The 19266-nt window shown below is 59.1% G+C and carries 15 protein-coding genes; 7 read left to right on the top strand and 8 right to left on the bottom strand.

The window, feature by feature from the left end; genetic code table 11:
• Window positions 1–26: 26 nt before the first annotated feature.
• The 5 genes from trkA (at window position 27) to AC2FJB_RS00180 (ending at window position 4910) form a co-directional block, all read left to right on the top strand.
• Complete coding sequence (gene trkA / locus AC2FJB_RS00200; RefSeq protein WP_496676491.1) at window positions 27–1403, top strand: Trk system potassium transporter TrkA; 1377 nt, start codon at window positions 27–29, stop codon at window positions 1401–1403.
• Window positions 1403–2941: a TrkH family potassium uptake protein gene (locus AC2FJB_RS00195; RefSeq protein WP_117868784.1), complete on the top strand. Its 1539-nt coding sequence runs from the start codon at window positions 1403–1405 to the stop codon at window positions 2939–2941. The genes trkA and AC2FJB_RS00195 overlap by 1 nt, the downstream gene beginning before the upstream one ends.
• Before the next feature lie 132 nt (window positions 2942–3073).
• The gene (gene hfq / locus AC2FJB_RS00190) at window positions 3074–3313 is read left to right on the top strand and encodes an RNA chaperone Hfq (RefSeq protein ID WP_005982826.1); all 240 of its coding nucleotides are present in this window, start codon (window positions 3074–3076) and stop codon (window positions 3311–3313) included.
• Window positions 3313–4590 carry a GTPase HflX gene (gene hflX / locus AC2FJB_RS00185; RefSeq protein ID WP_496680774.1) on the top strand — a complete coding sequence of 426 codons (1278 nt, stop codon included), beginning with the start codon at window positions 3313–3315 and terminating at the stop codon, window positions 4588–4590. The genes hfq and hflX overlap by 1 nt, the downstream gene beginning before the upstream one ends.
• Before the next feature lie 14 nt (window positions 4591–4604).
• Window positions 4605–4910, top strand: coding sequence for a putative quinol monooxygenase (locus tag AC2FJB_RS00180; RefSeq protein ID WP_496680772.1), 306 nt, complete (start codon window positions 4605–4607; stop codon window positions 4908–4910).
• Between the two features lies 1 nt (window position 4911).
• Here the strand turns inward: AC2FJB_RS00180 and AC2FJB_RS00175 are convergent, their stop codons facing one another.
• The 4 genes from AC2FJB_RS00175 to hemB form a co-directional block, all read right to left on the bottom strand.
• The gene (locus AC2FJB_RS00175) at window positions 4912–5307 is read right to left on the bottom strand and encodes an SgcJ/EcaC family oxidoreductase (RefSeq protein ID WP_496719309.1); all 396 of its coding nucleotides are present in this window, start codon (window positions 5305–5307) and stop codon (window positions 4912–4914) included.
• A 109-nt stretch (window positions 5308–5416) separates the two neighbouring features.
• A complete protein-coding gene (locus AC2FJB_RS00170) occupies window positions 5417–7879 on the bottom strand; it encodes a penicillin acylase family protein (protein ID WP_496719310.1) in 2463 nt (820 codons plus the stop codon).
• Between the two features lie 168 nt (window positions 7880–8047).
• Window positions 8048–8620, bottom strand: coding sequence for a lipid-binding SYLF domain-containing protein (locus AC2FJB_RS00165; RefSeq protein ID WP_117868788.1), 573 nt, complete (start codon window positions 8618–8620; stop codon window positions 8048–8050).
• A gap of 142 nt (window positions 8621–8762) precedes the next feature.
• Window positions 8763–9761: a porphobilinogen synthase gene (hemB, locus tag AC2FJB_RS00160; RefSeq protein ID WP_299893725.1), complete on the bottom strand. Its 999-nt coding sequence runs from the start codon at window positions 9759–9761 to the stop codon at window positions 8763–8765.
• 120 nt (window positions 9762–9881) lie between these two features.
• On the opposite strand from hemB, the gene AC2FJB_RS00155 reads away from it, so the two are divergent.
• Entirely contained in the window at window positions 9882–10406 is a 525-nt protein-coding gene (locus AC2FJB_RS00155) for a component of SufBCD complex (protein ID WP_496676474.1), read from the top strand.
• 21 nt (window positions 10407–10427) lie between these two features.
• Window positions 10428–13886, top strand: a complete 3459-nt coding sequence (gene mfd / locus AC2FJB_RS00150) for a transcription-repair coupling factor (protein WP_496719311.1) — start codon at window positions 10428–10430, stop codon at window positions 13884–13886.
• Window positions 13887–14030: 144 nt separating this feature from the next.
• Here mfd and AC2FJB_RS00145 read toward each other — a convergent pair whose 3' ends face one another.
• The 4 genes from AC2FJB_RS00145 to AC2FJB_RS00130 all read right to left on the bottom strand — a co-directional run bounded on the left by AC2FJB_RS00145 (window position 14031) and on the right by AC2FJB_RS00130 (window position 19206).
• Window positions 14031–15689: a tetratricopeptide repeat protein gene (locus tag AC2FJB_RS00145; RefSeq protein ID WP_496719312.1), complete on the bottom strand. Its 1659-nt coding sequence runs from the start codon at window positions 15687–15689 to the stop codon at window positions 14031–14033.
• A gap of 58 nt (window positions 15690–15747) precedes the next feature.
• A complete protein-coding gene (locus tag AC2FJB_RS00140) occupies window positions 15748–16956 on the bottom strand; it encodes a multidrug effflux MFS transporter (RefSeq protein ID WP_299893715.1) in 1209 nt (402 codons plus the stop codon).
• Window positions 16957–17032: 76 nt separating this feature from the next.
• Window positions 17033–17692, bottom strand: a complete 660-nt coding sequence (locus AC2FJB_RS00135; protein ID WP_496719313.1) for a DsbA family oxidoreductase — start codon at window positions 17690–17692, stop codon at window positions 17033–17035.
• The gene (locus AC2FJB_RS00130; protein ID WP_496719314.1) at window positions 17689–19206 is read right to left on the bottom strand and encodes a class I adenylate-forming enzyme family protein; all 1518 of its coding nucleotides are present in this window, start codon (window positions 19204–19206) and stop codon (window positions 17689–17691) included. The genes AC2FJB_RS00135 and AC2FJB_RS00130 overlap by 4 nt, the downstream gene beginning before the upstream one ends.
• Window positions 19207–19266 lie beyond the last annotated feature (60 nt).

Raw genomic sequence — 19266 nt, 5'->3', positions numbered from 1 at the left:
TCCCTTCAGGCAGAAGGGCCAGAAGCATGAAGGTCATTATTTGCGGTGCGGGTCAGGTCGGCTGGCAGATCGCGCGGCATCTTTCGGGCGAGCTGAACGATGTTACCGTCGTGGACAACAATCCCGACCTCGTAAGGCGGGCGACGGAAACGCTGGATGTGCAGGGGATCGCCGGGTTTGCAAGTTACCCGGACGTGCTGGAACGGGCAGGGGCGCGTGACGCCGACATGATCATTGCCGCCACCCATTCGGACGAGGTGAACATGGTCACCTGCCAGATGGCGCACTCGGTCTTTTCGATCCAGCGCAAGATTGCGCGCCTGCGGTCGAAATCCTATCTCGAGGCGATTCACTCGGATCTCTACCGTCGTGATCATCTGCCGATTGATGTGGTGATCAGTCCCGAACGCGAAGTTGCCGCCGCCGCCATGCGCCGCCTGTCTGCCCCATCCGCCTTTGACACCGAGATTTTCATGGATGGCAAGGCGCAGCTGCTGGGAGTGCGGGTGGAAGAGGATTGCCCGATCATAAACACACCGTTGCGGCAGCTTACGGATCTGTTCTCGACCCTCAGTTCCATTGTGGTTGGGGTGAGGCGCGAAGGCACGCTGTTTGCCCCCGAGTCGGAAGATCAGCTGTTTGTGGGCGACGAGTGTTATGTCTTTACCAACGTCAAGGACGTGGATCGCACCATGGAGGTGTTTGGCAAGGCGCAGAAGCGGCAGGATCGTGTGGTGATCGTGGGCGGCGGAAATGTCGGGCTGGAAGTGGCCAGAACCCTGGAAGAACGCGAAAGCCGTGTGCGGGCCAAGATCATCGAACGCGACCGCCATTGCGCTGAACTCGCCGCCGAAGCTCTGGAACGGACGATTGTGCTGCATGGCGACGGGCTGGATGCGGGGTTGCTGAGCGAAGCAGGGATCGAGCGGGCCGATGCGATGCTGGCGGTTACGGATGACGACCGTACGAACATGCTGGCCGCGGTGCGTGCCAAGGCCGAAGGGTGTGCTCTGGCGATTGCGTTGATCAACGACCCCAGCATGGTGGCCCTGATGGGGCCTCTGGGGATCGATGCCTATATCAATCCGCGGGCGACAACCGTCAGCTCGATCCTGCGACACATCCGCCATGGGCGGGTGCGTCAGGTTTATTCAATCGGGGACGCTGAGGCTGAGGTGATCGAGGCCGAGGTTCTGTCGACCTCGCCTATGGCCGGGCAACGTCTGCGCGATATCGACTTCCCCGAGGGTGTGCTTGTGGGCGCGGTGCGCAAGGGAGACGACGTTCTGCGACCGACCGGCAGCCTGCGGATCGATGAAAAGGACGTGGTCGCAATCTTTGCCATGGCCAAGGACGTGCCAGAGGTTGAACGCCTGATGCAGGTTTCAATCGATTTCTTCTGATGGCGCATGCGAGGACACAACGGGTTGGTTTGTTGCGGCGGTTGCCGTTATTTCTGCTGATCTGGGGCATAGCGTCACTGGCCATGTGGATTCCGGCGATTTACGCGCTGGCACTGGACGATCACGACACGTCACGGTCCTTTCTGTATTCCGGGATTCTGGGTTTGTTTCTGGTCGCTACGATCGCGATGGCGTCCTCCAACCGCATACCCCGGCGCGGGACGTTGGGGCAGTTGGCGGTGATGCTGGCCTGTTTTACCCTCCTGCCCATTTTTCTTGCGATCCCGTTTCACGATGCACTTGGAACGACCATCTTCCTGAACGCCTATTTCGATATGGTCAGTGCCCTGACAACAACCGGGGCGGACCTGTTTCCTGACCCGGCCCGACTGTCGGCCCCGCTGCATTTGTGGCGCGCCATGGTCGGTTGGATGGGGGGCTTGCTGATGTGGATCGCTGCCGCCGCGATCCTTGCGCCACTGTCGCTTGGCGGGTTCGAGGTCACTGCCAGTGGGCAACCGGGGCGCCCGGTGTCGGGTGTGGCGCAAAGCGAACGCGTGGATCCGCGTGGTCGTCTGATCCGTGTCGCGAAGACCCTGACGCCGGTTTATGTCGGGCTGACTGCCGTGATCTGGGTTCTTCTGCTGATTGCTGGCGAAGTCGGTCTGACGGCTGTGTGTCATGCAATGGCAGTTATGGCCACGTCCGGCATCTCACCGGTGGGTGGGATGGAGGGGGCGCAGGCCGGTTTTACGGGCGAGGCCATTCTGTTCCTGTTCCTGTTCTTCGCGCTCTCGCGCCTGACTTTTTCAAAGGATACCGCCACAACGGGTTATTCCCGTCTGGATGCGGACCCAGAATTTCGTATTGGCCTGATGATTGTACTTGCTGTCGCGATCCTGTTGTTCTTCCGCGTTGTTGCGGGCGTGACAGAAATCGGTGGTCAACTGGAACCATTGCAGGCGTTGCAAGTCATCTGGGGGATGCTGTTCACCACTCTCGCCTTCCTGACAACAGCCGGATTCGAAAGCGCGAACTGGAACGACGCTCAGCAACTGTCAGGTTTGGGAACGCCTGGTTTGCTATTGATGGGGCTGGCATTGATCGGCGGCGGGGTCGCGACAACGGCCGGGGGGGTCAAACTGTTACGGGTCTTCGCCCTGTATCTGAATGGCGCGCGTGAGATTGATCGCCTGATCTATCCTTCGTCCATCAGCAGTGCAGGGGGCGGAAACCGTCGCATTCAAAGCGACGGGGCCTTCATCGCCTGGATCTTCCTGATGCTCTTTGCACTGACCCTTGCCGTGTTCAACCTTCTGCTGGCGGCGATGGGGTCCGGGTTCGAACAGGCCATGGTGCTCAGCGTTGCCACGCTCAGCACGACGGGACCATTGATCGACCTGGCCACGGACGTTCCAATTCGCCTGATCGACCTCTCCGCTGGTGCCAAACTGACGTTGTGCGCGGCGATGGTCGTAGGTCGCCTGGAAACGCTGGCGATTATTGCCCTGATCACCCCGTCGCTTTGGCGGGATTGAGCCGGGTGCAACTTGCGGTCGCTAACGCCTGATTTTTCATCTGGAATATCTGTGCGTAGCACTCCATACTCTGCCGGAGGGAGCGCGTTGGTCCGCAGCGCGTAGCAAGAACAATGGCGAGATTATAAAAATATGGCTTCGGACAGACAGAATCTTCAGGATGCCTTCCTGAACAATGTACGGAAAGCTAAGGTTCCGGTCACGATTTTCCTGATCAACGGCGTGAAATTGCAGGGTGTTATTACCTGGTTCGACAATTTTTGCGTATTGTTGCGCCGCGACGGACAGTCGCAGTTGGTATACAAACACGCGATTTCGACCATCATGCCGTCGCAGCCGATCAATCTGTATGAGGGCGAAGACGCCTCTTGATGGAACATGACCGGATGCGCACCCGGGCCTGGGTGCTGCATCCCGAAATCAAATCAGATGAACAGCGCCGTGTCCCTGAACCGGCGCTGGAAGAGGCGGTCGCACTGGCCGCTGCATTGCCCGATCTGGATGTGATCGGATCCGAAATCGTGCGACTTCAACGCGCGCAGGCCGGGTATTTGTTCGGCAGCGGCAAGATTGAAGAACTTGGCGAGCGTTTTCACGACAACGAAGTTGAGCTGGTTCTGATCGACGGGCCGGTGACACCGGTGCAGCAGCGCAATCTGGAAAAGGCATGGAAGGTCAAGATCCTCGACCGGACCGGGTTGATCCTTGAGATTTTCAGCGACCGAGCCCGCACGCGGGAAGGGGTGTTGCAGGTCGAGATGGCGGCGCTCAGCTATCAGCGGACGCGGCTTGTACGGGCCTGGACCCACCTTGAACGTCAGCGCGGTGGTTTGGGATTTGTCGGCGGACCCGGTGAAACTCAAATCGAAGCCGACCGTCGTGCCATTGACGAGCAACTGGTGCGTTTGCGGCGTCAGTTGCAGAAGGTGGTCAAGACCCGGACATTGCACCGGGCCGCCCGGGCCAAGGTGCCGTATCCAATCGTCGCACTCGTGGGCTACACAAACGCAGGCAAATCCACGCTGTTCAATCACCTGACCGGGGCCGAGGTGATGGCCAAGGACATGCTGTTTGCCACACTGGATCCAACCATGCGCCGCGTGCAATTGCCCGATGGTCCCGAAGTGATCCTGTCAGACACGGTGGGCTTTATCTCGAACCTTCCGACCGAGCTTGTGGCGGCCTTCCGGGCGACGCTGGAAGAGGTCTTGGGGGCCGATCTGATCGTCCATGTGCGTGATATCAGCCATGAGGAAACGGAGGCGCAGGCGCAGGATGTCGAGGCGATCCTGACCTCGCTGGGTGTCGACGACGAGCGGCCCCGGCTTGAGGTCTGGAACAAGATAGACTTGCTGAGCGCCGATGAGCGCGAGGCGACGCTGGCGCGCGCGGAACGAGATCCTGAGATTTTTGCCATTTCTGCTGTAACCGGCGAAGGGATCGCACCTTTGCTGTCCGAGATCGCGATGCGTCTGCAAGGTGCACGGCGTGAGGCAGTTCTGGACCTGTCTTTCGCTGACGGTAACAAGCGGGCCTGGCTGTTCCGTCAGGATGTTGTACGCAACGAAGAACAAACCGAAGACGGGTTTCGTATCACCGTTCTGTGGACCGAGAAACAAGCGGCTCAGTTCGAGGCGCTGAAGAATTAGCGGTGGAGCTGGATATGTCTGACAAGCCGGACCACAGAGTGTTCCTGAACGGCCATATTGATGTGCCTGCGGACCGGCTGGAAGAGGTGCGCGCGGCGTTGCCGGACCATGTAAAACTGACCCGCGCGGAAGAGGGCTGCATTTCTTTCGACGTGATCGAGGATCAGAGCAGGCCGGGTCGGTTCGACGTGTCAGAAGTGTTTGCAGATCAGCAAGCGTTCGATGCGCATCAGGCGAGGGCGCAGGCATCTGACTGGGCTCGGGTCACTCAGGGGATACCGCGACACTACAGGATAGAAAGCGCATCCAACGGGGGGTAGGTCAGGCTCCGTCTATCTGTCGTTGATAGTCATCCGCGTCGAACCAGCCTGTTGATGATTGTACAAGGTAGTCCGGCGTCAGTTCCCATTCCTCCCATCCACGCGTGACAACGTGATTGCCGGTCTCGGCGTGGTGCCCTTCGCGCGTCCAGACGAAAATGGCACGAGTTCCGGCCCATCGCATCATGTCACAGCGCACTTCCAGATCCGGAAAACTGGCGTAAGATTCGCGCACCAGGTTGGCGATTGCTTCGCGTCCTTTGGCTGGTTCGCTATCGTTGAAGGTGATCTGCCCGTCACGTGCAAAGAAACCGGCAACTGCGTCAGCGTCGCCAGAGCTCCATGCGATTGCGTAGTCGCGCGCAAGATTATTTAGGACATCCCGAATACTGGCCATACTCGTCCCCCTTTGGTCCCACATAATCAGTCCGATAATGTTAGGCGAATTTGACCTTGGGCGCCACGAGGCCTGGAAAATCGGGGCGGGGACTTGCCGAATAGGCGGATTATCGCGGGATCAGATTGGTTGTTCCGACAGCCGCGGCGCGGGCCAGATCAAGATCCAGTGACATGGGGATGTATTCGCCACGCCGCCACAGCTGCGCCTGATCGTCATAGTAGCGTGACAGGAAATGACCCGATTGCCCGGTCGCCGTAATGAAGACCGAGCTGTTGGGGTCGGCGAAGTCATAAACCCCGCGATACCCGGCGCCGTGCACATTCTGGAACGGATCCGGCCCTTCGCCCGACGTGCGGCCTCGCAGCAGCGTGTTGTCGCCGCCACTGGTCGATTGGTGAATGTTAACAAAAAACCGCAATATGGGGACGGATCCCAGCACGGGATGATCATGAGTTGCCTGATGCGCGTCGCCCCAACGCAGAGATTCAAGCGCGCTGCCATATCGTTCGGAGATCCAGATCAGCGCGTCGTCCAGCGCGAGCCGTGCCATTTCCGTGCAAGTCTCAACCGGTGCGCTTTGAATCACGTCGCACCAGACACCAGCGCCGTCAATCTCGCGATAGACCCGTTCGATGAACAGCGGTTCGACATGTTTGTATTCGCTGGCCAGTGGCCCAAGCTCGTCCGAGATCAGCCGGATTTGCAGCGCACGCAGCCAGGCCGCATAGATCAACGGCTCGGGCAGGTGTTCGTTCATCTCACCGTTCCAGTCCGCCAGCAGCGACAGCGCGATCTGGCGCTGACGCTCCAGAGTTCCTTCAGGGGCCGAAGCCCCGGTAAACCACAGATCGGCACCTATCAGCGGCAGCAGGGACCGCGCAGTAAAGCTGACCGTGTCCAATTGCGCTTCGATAAAACTGTCGCGGGTATGCACCTCGCGCGATTGCATCAGGCGTTCCCAGCGATGCACGCGCTGCGTATCGCCCCATTCATACGAGACGTGCTCTGGAAACGGGCGGTCGATGATCTTGTTGTTCGTGTTGCCAAGAACACCGCCGACGGGGGCCACGAATTCCGGGTTGTCGGCATAGGGCAGGCGGCCTTGCCAGCGATTGGCTTCGATCCAGCCGGGCGAGGGGATACGCCCACGGCTTTGGTTTTGCAGATCACGCCGTGGCATAGCGCCGATCAGCTTTATCCCAATCGTCGTCTTGTCGACCAGCGACAGATTCTGAGAAGGCGCGATGAACTGTTCACCGACCGCGATGGCCTGTTCCACGTTGTCGGCGTTCATCAGAGCCATGGACGCCGACATCGACGTGTCTTGCGGGCTGAGCGCCGTCCAGGACAGAGATGCCACGTGGCCCGGCGGCGTGATGGTTTCCAGTTTGTAGTCCGTGCCCGGCAGCACCGGCCCATTGTCCGTCCAACGCAGGGTCAGCGTAACCGGAGCCTCACCCTTGATCTCGATGATCGAAGGGCGGGTCTGGAATTCCTTGAAGCCGGTTGGGGTCAGGTATTCCTCGGGGTTGTCAGGATTGAGCTGCTCGATATGAACGTCCTGATCGTCAAGATACGAGGATGTAAGTCCCCATCCCAACCGGTCGCTGCGTCCGGTCATGATGGCGGGCACACCCGGAATAGAGGCCCCGATGACACCGCCTTTTTTCAGATCGAGATGCGCCAGGTACCAAATCCCGGGAGCAGTGAAACCCAAATGAGGGTCGTTGGCTAACAGAGTCCCGCCACTTGCAGAACGTGACGGCGCGGCGGTCCAGGCGTTTGAAGCTCCGGCCAGACCACGTTTGGGAAGGGGTGAAAGAGGTGTTTCGGGAATATCCGTTCCCGCCGCATAACGCGGAAGATTTGGGAACAGCGTGGCATATTCCGGCAACGCCGCGATGCCGGGCCCGGGAACGTCGGGCAGGATATCCGCCAGACGATCGGGGTTGTTCAGCATCAGCGACGTGCGCGCACGCAGAACTTCATCGGTCAGGTGGCCTGACAGTTGCAGCGCCATCAGCTTGATCATCGCGATACTGTCACCCGGTTGCCAGGGTGAGACCGGAGCGTTGAACAGGAACATCTCAGGTGCGCCGCGACCCAGCGCCTCTTTGTTGATCTCGGTCAGACGGGCATTGACCCCGGCGGAATAGGCACGCAAGGCGGCCTTGGTATAATCGTCCTGCACCTCGACCGAGCGGTGAGCCAGCCCATAAAGGTCCAATCTGCGCAGCAGCTTGTCGATGTGAAGCGCGCGAGGGCCAAAAACCTCGGACAGACGGCCTTGCGCGGTACGGCGCATGACCGTCATCTGCCACAGTCGATCCTGTGCATGGGCATATCCCAATCCAAAAAACACATCGGGATCGGTCTGGCCCAGAATATGTGGCACGTTGGCGGTGTCGCGTACGATTTCGACCGGGGCGGTCAAACCGTTAACCTCAAGCGTTTGGTCATAGTCCGGCAGGGATTGGCTGGCCAGAAAATAGACAAGGCCCATAGCGGCGAGGATCAGGATGATCAGACCCGACGCGATGCGCACCAGCCAGCGGAAAACAAGACCCATTACTGCCCCAGATTCTTATTAAGTGAACGTTGGTCTGAGACTAGAGGATGGTCGGTCTGACCGAAAGAGGAACGCGGCAAGAACCTGCGCGGGGAGGGTTGAAATTAAATGCCCCGCCGCAGTGTTGCGCTGCGACGGGGCCGTGCGTGGGGGAAGTGGTAATCCGGGTTATGGAATGATGCGGGTGTATTTCGTTCCTTCGACGGTTGCGCCGATCTGAAGGCCAGCTTGCCCGAAGATCGCGGCCAGAACGGGGCTGCGCAGAGTTGTGGTGTCGGTCGACAACGAGTCGCCCTGATCGCTGACCACATATCCGATGTCGGCCCCGGCGGTCCAACCGCTTGAACGACGGAAATCATTCAGCGCGTCTTCTGTCATGAAGAACAGCACATGCGCATATTGCTGAGCGCCGATCTGCAATCCGGCGGTGCCTTTGACGGCCGAGTAGTAGTCGACTGTAGCGCCGTTGATACGCAACGCGCCGCGGCCATAGCCGCCGCCGAATACAAACCCCGCCTCGGTGATCAATGGCATGACAAGCAAGCCGTTGGCTTTGTTCGCGATTTCCACGGTGTTGGGGTATCGGCTGTACATCTCGGTCAGCGTGGCATCGACGCGGGCGTCGATCGTGGCCGAGTTAGAATTGCCGACGCCGTTGCCGCAGGCAGCGGTCAGGGTCAGGCCTGCCATGCCCAAGGCAAAGCCGCGACGGTTCAGTCGGGGGGAGTTGGAACTGCTCATGGTTTTTTTCTCTGTAACTGTGCCTGATATGTCGGGTGATCCCGATCTTGCTGGCAAGGATACGCCGATTAGGGCGATGTGTCACGGGAAAGCTGCCCGCTGAAGGGGATTTGTCGGCGAAAAGTTGCGACTCTTCGGGGTTTTAGCCTTGCAGGATGCGGGCAACCTGAGGTGAGAAATAGGTCAGAATGCCATCGCATCCTGCGCGCTTGAAGGCCAGCAGGCTTTCAAGCATTGCCTTTTCTCCGTCGATCCAGCCATTCTGGGCGGCAGCCTGGATCATCGCGTATTCGCCCGAGACCTGGTAGGCATAGGTGGGTGCGCCGAAACTGTCTTTCACACGACGACAGATATCCAGATAGGGCATTCCGGGTTTGATCATCACCATGTCCGCGCCCTCGGTCAGGTCACGCTCGATCAGGCGCAACGCCTCGTCCGAGTTGGCAGGATCCATCTGGTAGGTTTTCTTGTCACCGGTCAGCGCGCCTGACGCGCCGACGGCGTCGCGGAAGGGGCCGTAAAAAGCGCTGGCGTATTTCGCGGCATAGCTGAGGATCATCACGTTGTGATGCCCGGCGCCTTCCAATGCGCGGCGCATCTCCCCGATCCGGCCGTCCATCATGTCCGACGGCCCGATGATGTCGGCTCCGGCGTCGGCCTGGGCAAGGGTCATCTTGACCAGCGCTTCGATGGTCTGATCATTCACGATCTCGCCGTCGACGACGTATCCGTCATGACCATTTATATTGTACGGGTCCAGCGCCACGTCTGTCATCACCGCGATGTCAGGGGCTGCCGCCTTGATCGCCCGGATGGCCCGGTTCGACAGGTTGTCAGGGTTCCAGGCCTCGGCGCAGTCTTCTGTTTTCAGCGCAGAATCCGTATAGGGAAAGATGCATATCGCGGGGATTCCAAGCGCCTGCGCTTCGATGGCCGCTTTTGCAATCAGATCCACCGAACGGCGGACCACGCCCGGCATCGAGGGTACGGGCTCTTCAATCCCTTCACCGTCGCGTACGAAAACGGGCCAGATCAGGTCATCCGTGGTCAAGGTGTTCTCGCGCACAAGCCCGCGAATTGCCTGAGATTGACGGGCACGCCGAAAGCGGGTCATGGGATAGGGTGCAATGGTCGGTTTCATGGCGCGTTCTCCTTGAACATTCGTGCATTGGGTGGCATGAATTCACAAAGGTCTCAAGGGTATCAATGGACGCGGCAGCGTGGCAGAACCTCTCTGAGAGGTTTGAATAAAGGGTTGGGTTTGGACTGGTACTCTTCGATCTTTGAAGTCATCGACATGCGCAGCTTCTCGAATCTCTGGTTCTGGATCGTGCTGGCGGTTGTCTGGTCATCGGCAAGCCACTGGGTGATGGGTATTCCCTACGATCTGGTGGTTCGTGCCCGACGCATTGGCGGGCAGGTCGAGATCGACCTTCTGGACATCGTTCGCATACATACCAACCGAATACTGTTGATCGTCGACATGTCCGGCACCATCTTACTGGCATTTGGGTGTTTTTTGTTTACCGGCTTGGCGACGCTGGGGTTCTACTATGGGGTCGAGTTCGCACAGGCCGTGTTTCTGCTTTTGTTTCCATTAACGCTTGTTCTGCTGGTGAACATCGTGCATGCACGACGATTGCGGCGGCAGGAACTGACGCTCGACTCCGTTTCGAAAACCATTGCGCGCTGTCGGCTTTATACCCAGATCATAGGCATGATCTCGATACTGGTCACTTCGTTCTGGGGCATGTATCAGAACATCTCGATTGGCGTTCTGGGATAGCAAAATCTGAAAGGCGAGGCGATGAAGGCTCCGAACCACGTGACAGTTGGCGGCGCCCCTGAAGGGTTTGACGCGCAGCTTGTGCTGAACGAAATCGCCCGCAGCAACGGGCCGGTGGCCCATATCGCGCGAGATGACAAGCGGATGGAGGCGATGCGCGCTGCGCTGGCTTTCTTTGCCCCCGACATGCCGGTCTTCGTTTTTCCTGGCTGGGATTGTCTGCCTTATGACCGGGTGTCCCCCAATGCGGATATCTCGGCGGCCCGCGTTGCCACGCTGGCTGCGCTGGTTCACCAGATGCCGCAGAAATTCGTGTTGTTGACGACATTGAATGCGGCTACCCAACGCGTCCCGGCGCGAGACGTGTTGCGCGAGGCGGCTTTTACCGCCCGCGTCGATCAGCGCATTGACGAGACCGCGCTGCGCAACTTTCTGGTGCGCATGGGGTTCACGCAAAGCCCCACCGTGATGGAGCCGGGCGATTATGCCATTCGCGGCGGTATCATCGACATTTTCCCGCCGGGTGAATCGGGCCCTGTCCGTCTGGACTTGTTCGGAGATGTACTGGACGGCGCGCGCCGTTTTGATCCCGTGTCTCAGCGCACGACCGAAAAGCTGGACGTGGTCGAACTTGCTCCGGTGTCCGAGGTCATTCTGGATGACGCGGCCATCACACGGTTCCGCCAGAACTATCGCATTGAATTCGGCGCTGCCGGCACCGATGATCCGCTTTACGAGGCTGTAAGCGCCGGTCGCAAACATCAGGGCATCGAACATTGGCTGCCATTCTTCCACGACAAGCTTGAAACGCTGTTTGATTATTTGCCGGATGCCACGATCACTGTCGATGATCAGGTGACACCGGCCAGACTGGCCCGATGGGACACGATTGCCGATCAATATGAAACCCGGCGACTGGCGCTGGAAAACCGATCCCGTATGGATACGGTCTACAAACCCACACCTCCGGGCCTGCTGTATCTCGATGATGCCGCGTGGGAGGCGGCCGTCGGAGATCGGCGTGTCATGCAGTTCAGCCCCTTGCCGCAGGCGTCGGGTCCGGGTGTCATCGATGCGGGCGGGCGGATCGGGCGCAACTTTGCCCCCGAACGTCAGCAGGAAAGCATCAGCCTGTTCGGTGCTTTGGCCAGCCACATTGCAGCCAGGCTCGACAAAGGTCCGGTGCTGATTGCGTCCTATTCGGAAGGTGCGCGCGAACGTCTGACTGGCTTGATCGAGGATGAAGGTCTGGCCGAGGCGATTCCGATAACAAATGGCACGCGTATCGGAAAGCGCGGCCTGCACCTTGCCGTCTGGGCGCTGGAGCACGGTTTTGAGGCCCCCGACCTGACGGTGATCGCCGAACAGGATGTTCTGGGCGACAGGCTGATCCGCCAACCCAAGAAGCGCCGCAAGGCCGAAAATTTCCTGACCGAGACCCAATCCCTCAGCCCCGGTGATCTGGTGGTGCATGTTGACCACGGGATCGGTCGTTACATGGGGATGGAGGTCGTCACGGCCGCCGGTGCCGCCCATGAATGTCTGCTGCTGGAATATGCCGAGCAGGCAAAGCTGTACCTGCCGGTCGAAAACATCGAACTGCTGTCGAAATACGGCCATGACGAAGGTCTTTTGGATCGACTTGGCGGCGGCGCATGGCAGGCCAAGAAAGCCAAGCTGAAAGAACGCATCCGCGAGATGGCCGACAAGCTGATCCGCATCGCGGCTGAACGTGCCTTGCGAAAAGCTCCGGTAATGGACCCACCTCCGCATGCATGGGAAGAGTTCAGCGCCCGTTTCCCATATCAGGAAACCGACGACCAGTTGAGCGCGATCTCGGATGTGATGGAGGACATGCACTCCGGCGCGCCGATGGACCGGCTGATCTGCGGTGACGTCGGCTTTGGCAAGACCGAGGTGGCAATGCGCGCCGCCTTTGTCGCCGCCATGTCCGGCGTGCAGGTGGCGATCGTGGCACCAACAACACTGCTGGCCCGCCAGCACGCAGCAAGCTTCAGGGAACGGTTCCGTGGGTTTCCTCTGGAGGTTCGGCAATTGTCGCGCTTTGTCTCGGCGAAAGAGGCCCAGAAAACCCGCGACGGTTTGGCGCGCGGTACGGTGGATATCGTGATCGGGACCCATGCGCTGCTGGCCACGAACATAAGGTTTAACAATCTGGGTCTGCTGATCATCGACGAGGAACAGCATTTCGGTGTCAGCCATAAGGAACGGCTGAAACAACTGCGCAGTGACATCCATGTACTTACACTGACCGCGACCCCGATTCCACGAACGCTGCAATTGTCGCTGACCGGGGTGCGCGACCTGTCGATCATTGGCACCCCGCCCATCGACCGTCTGGCAATCAGAACCTATGTCAGCGAATTCGACGCGGTCACGATCCGAGAGGCGCTTCTGCGCGAACACTATCGTGGCGGCCAAAGCTTCTACGTCGTTCCCCGCATCTCGGACCTGCCCGAGATCGAGGAGTTTTTGAAAGAGCAGCTGCCGGAACTGACCTATGTGGTTGCACATGGGCAAATGGCAGCCGGTGAGCTCGATGATCGCATGAACGCGTTTTATGACGGTAAATACGATGTGCTGCTGGCTACAACGATTGTCGAAAGCGGGCTGGATATTCCGACGGCGAACACGATGGTTGTGCACCGCGCGGATATGTTCGGCCTTGCGCAGCTCTATCAGATCAGGGGTCGCGTTGGGCGCTCGAAAACTCGTGCCTATGCCTATCTGACCACCAAACCACGCCAGAAGCTGACCGCCACGGCCGAGAAACGCCTGCGTGTCCTGGGATCGCTGGACACGTTGGGCGCCGGGTTTACGCTGGCTTCTCAGGATCTCGACATTCGCGGCGCGGGGAACCTGCTGGGTGAAGAGCAGTCCGGCCAGATGCGTGACGTCGGCTATGAACTTTATCAATCCATGCTGGAAGAGGCGATTGCCAAGATCAAAGCGGGTGAAATGGAGGGGCTGTCAGATGCTGATGACCAGTGGGCCCCGCAGATCAATCTGGGTGTGCCGGTTCTGATTCCCGAGGATTACGTACCCGATCTCGATGTTCGTCTGGGCCTTTACCGCCGCCTGTCATCGCTCTCGACCAAGGTTGAACTGGAGGGTTTTGCTGCGGAGTTGATCGACCGTTTTGGCAAGTTGCCGAAAGAGGTTAACACTCTGATGCTGGTCGTGCGCATCAAAGCCATGTGCAAACGGGCGGGCATTGCCAAGCTGGACGGCGGCCCGAAAGGGGCGACGATCCAGTTCCACAATGACAAGTTCGCATCACCAGAAGGTTTGGTCGAGTTCATTCAAAACCAGCGCGGCATGGCCAAGGTCAAGGATAACAAGATCGTCGTGCGCCGGGATTGGAAGAAAGACAGCGATAAGATCAAAGGGGCCTTTGCGATTGCCCGCGACCTTGCTGAAAAAGTGGTCGCGGAAAAGAAAAAGGCCAAGGCAGGTTAAGCTGTGGGATGTGGGCTTTGCCCCTGCCGCATGCTGTGCGTCTCGGCCGAGATCATTGCGGCCTGATGAACAAGGGATCCCAGCTTCATCTGGCTCAAAGTATCCCCGCCGGAGGCATCGCGCGGCAGCGCGATCCAACACACCTCATTCACGCATTGCGGCCTGCGCGCAGAAACAGGACGCTGCAACCGCCCGATCTGCCCGGGCCAGAGCCAGATCCAGGCGTTGTTTGACCTGTAGGATTTCAACATCTTCCCCACGGGCTTTGAGACAATCGTACAGCCCCTTCAGGCTCCACACATTGTCGGGATGGATCGAAGCGCGGCTGAGCGAGCCACCAAGGCCAAGATCTTCGCGATAGACAGCCTCTGCTTCTGCCGTATGACCTTGTTCGAACAGCAACGCACCAAGCGCGTGGCGGGTGGGCTGCATCCAGCCCCAGGGCTCGTCATAGGGCAGGGTATCATCCAACTCGACCGAGCGGCGCAGATGGGCAAAAGCAATATCGAAATTCCCCTTTCGGTACTCGATCTCACCACGCAGCATTTCCCGGGCAATTTCCAGCAGGTCTATCACGCGGTTGTTGTGCAACCTGCGCGTTTCCGGAACGCATTCCTTGGCTGCGAGAAACAGGTTCTCTTCCGCTTCGGCATGGGCGACATCACCGGTTGCGGCACGTGCGATGGCGCGGGCGTAGTGGGTCGTGGCCGTCAGGGTACGGTAGAGATCCGGATCGGAGGGCAGCTCCAGCGCCTTGGCCTCTTCCCAGCGACCAAAGCGGATCAGGATGTGCGGCCCCATGGACATGTAGCTTTCGAAGTAATCCGCCATGGGGGGGCTTTCGATACGAAGCATTTCTTCGGGCGTCGTTTCCCACAAACCCTGATTGGCGCGCAGGGCAGGTTCGATTTGCCCCAGAAACAGCGCGCCGTAGATGGCGAAGTGATAGTTGTGTTGACGGTAGCCGGTGTAGATATTGAACGCCCCCTCACGTTCGTAATACTTCAGATCGGCATCCGAGGCTTTTTCGTTCCAATGCACCACGTTGTGGTAGTGTCCGCAGAGGACGTCGATATGTGTCGGCATGTGAACGAGGTGGCCTGCATCAGGTACCAATGTGCGCAGGACATCACCGGCTTTCAGGGCTTTTTCCGGGGTGGGCGACATTTCCATCAGGTGAACATAAAGATGCAGCAGACCGGGATGCGACATGGCGGCCGGATCGCTGGCCATGGCTGTTTCCAGTACTTCCTGAGCCTCAAGCGTTGCTGCGCCTTCAGCAGGCTGGCCGGTTTTCAGATCCCACATTTTCCAGGGCGTCAGGTTCAAAAGCGCTTCGACAAAGAGTGTGCGCAGGTCAAGGTGATCGGAGTGCGCAGCGAACGCCGCGCGCATCGCTTCGGCAAAATCGTGATCCCAAAGGTGCATGTCCTCGGCCGGATCCCGCTGCGGGTATCGCGCTGGAAGGGCCCGGATCAGTGCTTGCTCAACAGGCGTGCAGCCGTCAGTCAATCGAAGTGCGTTTTGCGTGGCATCATAAGCCAGCGCCAGCGCCTTGCTGCGTCCCTGCTCGTCCTGCAAGTCCCATGGCAGGTTGTAATTCGGTCCCGCCGCGTAGGCGACGCCCCAATATGCCATGGCGCATTGGGGGTCATGTTCAGCTGCGCGCTGGAAACAAACCACGGCTTCTTCGTGATTGTATCCATAGGTCCAGTTCAGGCCGCGGTCGAACCACAGCTGAGCCTCGGGAACGGAGGTCGTTACCGGACAGTAATAGCTGCCCAGATCATAGTATTCACGCATCAGAAGCCCTCCGCTCGGTTCAGGTCGAGAGTAACGTGTTTCTGACGAGTCGCACAGATCAGGCTGGCAGGCGCTCTTCGACGCGGCCCATATGCAGCATAAGCCCGAAGGCCAGAATGCACATGCTCAGGACGCCAAATGTCAAAGGCGCGATGGACCCATCGAAAAGCAACCCGATCGGCGCGGCAATAGCCGCAGCCAGAACCGTCGAAATGGATCCGATGACCGAGGCTGCCATTCCGGCAATATGCCCCATCGGCTCCATCGCGATGGCGTTCAGGTTGCCCAATGTTACCCCGGCCATGAAAAACACCATGGTTTGCCAGAATACAAACAGTGCAAATGAGGCGTCCGGCGAAAGGTGCATGGTGTTAAGCGTCATAACAAAAGCGGTGATCAGGATTTGCCCCCCCAGCGCCCATGTCACCATCCGGCGCATGCCCACACGCACCACAAGTGCTGCATTCAACAAGCTGGCCGACCCAGACATCAAAGCCACGAACCCAAACCAGAATGGAAAGCTGTCGGCACGGTCATGGATCACGTCATAGACTGGCTGAACCATTGTCAGCATGGTGAACAGCACCCCCATACACAGCGTCTGAACCATGATCGAAAGGCGGACAGTCGGATGGGTAAACATTTCTTTCGTGGCCGAGAGCATCAGCGGAAAGCGGAAGGGGCGACGGTTTTCTCGTGCCAGAGATTCCGGCAGGCGAACGCCCATCCAAGAGATGATGACCAGGGCAAACAGAATGAACGACACAAATATCCCGCGCCAGCCGAACAATGCGATCACACCCGCGCCCAGCATCGGTGCGGCTGCGGGTACCAACGTGAAAATCATCATCGCAATAGAGATGATCCGCGCCATTTCGCGACCCGAATATAAGTCGCGAATGATCGCCATGGCTACCACGCGTGGGCCAGCCGCGCCCAACCCCTGAACCACACGTGCGATCAATACCAGTTCCAGTGAGGAGCTGGCCCAGGCAACCGCTGAGGCCGCAATGTAAAGGGCTGCGCCACCGTAAATAACTGGCTTGCGTCCCAGAGCATCTGAGAGAGGGCCGGTAAAAAACGTTCCGATCCCCATCCCCAACACAAAAGACGTCAGGATCAGTTGCGCCCGATTGACATCATCTGGGCTGAGCTGCGCGCCGATCTCGGGCAGCGCAGGCAGCATTGAATCGATCGAAAAGGCGATGGTGGCGAACATCATTGCAATCAGCGCAATGAATTCCGCCTTCGACATGCGATTGGCCATGAAGCACTCCTAACCCGTTCGCGCTATCACGGCGGGTCGGCATAGGCCAGACTGGAAATTTGCACAGACTTCTGTGCTATTCTGCAGGGGAAGCCTCAAGTTGAGACATGATCTCAGCGATTACTTTCTCCCACATTTCAGGAGGTTGCGCGCCCGGTACCGCATGTTGGTTCGCGACAATGAAGGTCGGAACCGAACTGACGCCCATTTCGCGAGAATGAGCATCGCGGTTGCGGATATCCTCGCGGTCGGCGTCGGATTTCAGCAGCTTCATGACCACGGCTGCGTCCATTCCGGTGCTGTCTGCGATGTCGGCCAGCACCTCGTGGTCGCCGATGTCGCGGCCCTGCACGAAATAGGCGTCGAACAGCGCATCCACCACATCGTTCTGCTTGCCCTCGATCCCTGCCCAGTGGATCAGGCGATGGGCGTCCAGCGTGTTGGGGGTACGTTTCATGGCATCGAAGTTGATGTTCAGGCCGGCCTTTTCGGCATGTTCCACCACCGGCGCATAGGCGCGCAACGCGCCTTCCTTGCCGCCGAACTTGCGCTCAAGATACTCGCGCCGATCCATACCCGCATCCGGCATGTCAGGATTCAACTGGAACGGATGCCATTCAATGACAAAAGGGTGGTCGGGCACATTGGCCAGAGCCTTGTCCAGATGGGTTTTGCCAATATAGCACCACGGGCAGATCGGATCGGACAGGATGTCGAGCTTGACGGTCTGGGTCATTTTGTTGGTGCCTCGAAATAGGCCGGCAGCGCCCGGCGCAGGAGTTTGCCGTTTCCGCCAGTTGGCAGGGCGGGCAGATGGATGAAGGCGCGAGGCTGTTTGTACCGCGCCAGGTTGGCTTCGACATAGGTGCGTAAGGCCGTATCGTCCAGCTTTTCCGGGCCCGTATAGAAGGCCGCTATCACAAATGTGTCCGGTTTGACCTCGACTGCCGCTGCGCCGACTTGGGTTATGCCCGGATAGCGGGCAAGAACGGCTTCGACCTCGACCGGGGACACGCGATAGCCACCCGCGTTCATCATGTCGTCGTCGCGGCCCAGATAGCTGATCTGGCCATCCACTGCCATGGCCCCTTGATCGCCAGTCAGAAACCATTCACCCTGCATCCGCGTTTCAACGTCCTCGGGTGCGTTAAGATAGGTCAGCATCAACCCGGGGTCAGAGCGGTGAATGGCAATTGTACCTTCCTGCCCCTGTGGCACCGGACCGTCCGGACCAAGGATCGCCACTCGACGCCCGGGTTGCGGTTGTCCCAGTGCGTCGCCGCGCGCAGGATGGTCCGGGCTGGAGGAAATGAAGGTAGAGCATTCGGACATGCCGTAGGCTTCGAACAGCTCGGTGCCGGTGGCATTCAGCCACTGTTCGTGCAGGGCGCGCGACAGTTTCTCGCCCGCGCATAATCCGTGTCGCAGGTCTGGCAGCTCCATCCGATTGCGCCCTTGCACTATCTTGCGAAAGACCCCCGGAGCCGCAGCAAAAATCGTTGCGCCATGCTGGCGCAGTAAGGCAGGCAACGCAGTGATTTCGGTTCCGGGTTCCGGGATCAGGGCCGTCGCACCGATGGTCCATGGGTCCATCAAGCCAGTGCCCAGCGTATAGGTCCAGTTGAAAGCCCCCGCGTGACACAGCCGGTCGGTCTCGCGCAGACCATACCAGCCATCGACCATCATCTGCCGCGCCCAGATTGCCCGGTGGGCATGGGCCACGGCACGAGGCTTGCCCGAAGTTCCAGAGGTGTAGACGACATAGGCCATACGTTCCGGATCGCCCATGTCAAAACCTGCAGTGGGCAGGTTTCGCATCGCTTTCAACGCGTCCAGCCTGATCTGCTTGGAATGCGAGGCACAGGCAACATCCGGATCGCGCAGTATGGCCGCCGGAGAAAGCTCGTCGATCATTTTGGCGGTTTCGGGTTCCGTCAGTTGCGACGATGTCGGCACCGGTACGATACCCACGGCAATTGCACCCAGATAGGCAATCGGGAAGTCCACCGTATTGCCCAGCCGCATCAGGGCGATATCTCCGGGTTTCAATCCTGCCCGCAGCAACCCCGCGCCGGTGCCCAGCACGGCTGTTTTCAGATTGCGAAAGCTCCAATCCTGCGTATCGTTTTCACGCAAGACTGACAAAGCCACTTTCTCCGGGGCTTGATCCGCGCAGCCCAGAACATGAGCTGCCAGATTGAAAGGCGTGGGGCAGGGCGCAGGCGCCCCCTGATCGAAGATTGACAACATGGCCTCTGGCTATCGCGCCGCCTGTCGCGTTGCAAGCGTGGCTGGCCGGGCCTATAGAAG

The organism is Ruegeria sp. CDSC085, assembly GCF_059610465.1.
This window is presented reverse-complemented; position numbering and strand designations above follow the sequence as displayed.

Excerpts from the sequence above, each read along its gene's own strand:
- AC2FJB_RS00135 (WP_496719313.1), bottom strand. The coding sequence starts at position 17,692 with ATGACCCAGACCGTCAAGCTCGACATCCTGTCCGATCCGATCTGCCCG.
- AC2FJB_RS00145 (WP_496719312.1), bottom strand. The coding sequence starts at position 15,689 with ATGCGTGAATACTATGATCTGGGCAGCTATTACTGTCCGGTAACGACC.
- mfd (WP_496719311.1), top strand. The coding sequence starts at position 10,428 with ATGAAGGCTCCGAACCACGTGACAGTTGGCGGCGCCCCTGAAGGGTTT.
- AC2FJB_RS00170 (WP_496719310.1), bottom strand. The coding sequence starts at position 7,879 with ATGGGTCTTGTTTTCCGCTGGCTGGTGCGCATCGCGTCGGGTCTGATC.
- AC2FJB_RS00130 (WP_496719314.1), bottom strand. The coding sequence starts at position 19,206 with ATGTTGTCAATCTTCGATCAGGGGGCGCCTGCGCCCTGCCCCACGCCT.
- AC2FJB_RS00140 (WP_299893715.1), bottom strand. The coding sequence starts at position 16,956 with ATGGCCAATCGCATGTCGAAGGCGGAATTCATTGCGCTGATTGCAATG.
- AC2FJB_RS00175 (WP_496719309.1), bottom strand. The coding sequence starts at position 5,307 with ATGGCCAGTATTCGGGATGTCCTAAATAATCTTGCGCGCGACTACGCA.
- hemB (WP_299893725.1), bottom strand. The coding sequence starts at position 9,761 with ATGAAACCGACCATTGCACCCTATCCCATGACCCGCTTTCGGCGTGCC.
- AC2FJB_RS00165 (WP_117868788.1), bottom strand. The coding sequence starts at position 8,620 with ATGAGCAGTTCCAACTCCCCCCGACTGAACCGTCGCGGCTTTGCCTTG.
- trkA (WP_496676491.1), top strand. The coding sequence starts at position 27 with ATGAAGGTCATTATTTGCGGTGCGGGTCAGGTCGGCTGGCAGATCGCG.
- AC2FJB_RS00180 (WP_496680772.1), top strand. The coding sequence starts at position 4,605 with ATGTCTGACAAGCCGGACCACAGAGTGTTCCTGAACGGCCATATTGAT.
- AC2FJB_RS00195 (WP_117868784.1), top strand. The coding sequence starts at position 1,403 with ATGGCGCATGCGAGGACACAACGGGTTGGTTTGTTGCGGCGGTTGCCG.
- hfq (WP_005982826.1), top strand. The coding sequence starts at position 3,074 with ATGGCTTCGGACAGACAGAATCTTCAGGATGCCTTCCTGAACAATGTA.
- hflX (WP_496680774.1), top strand. The coding sequence starts at position 3,313 with ATGGAACATGACCGGATGCGCACCCGGGCCTGGGTGCTGCATCCCGAA.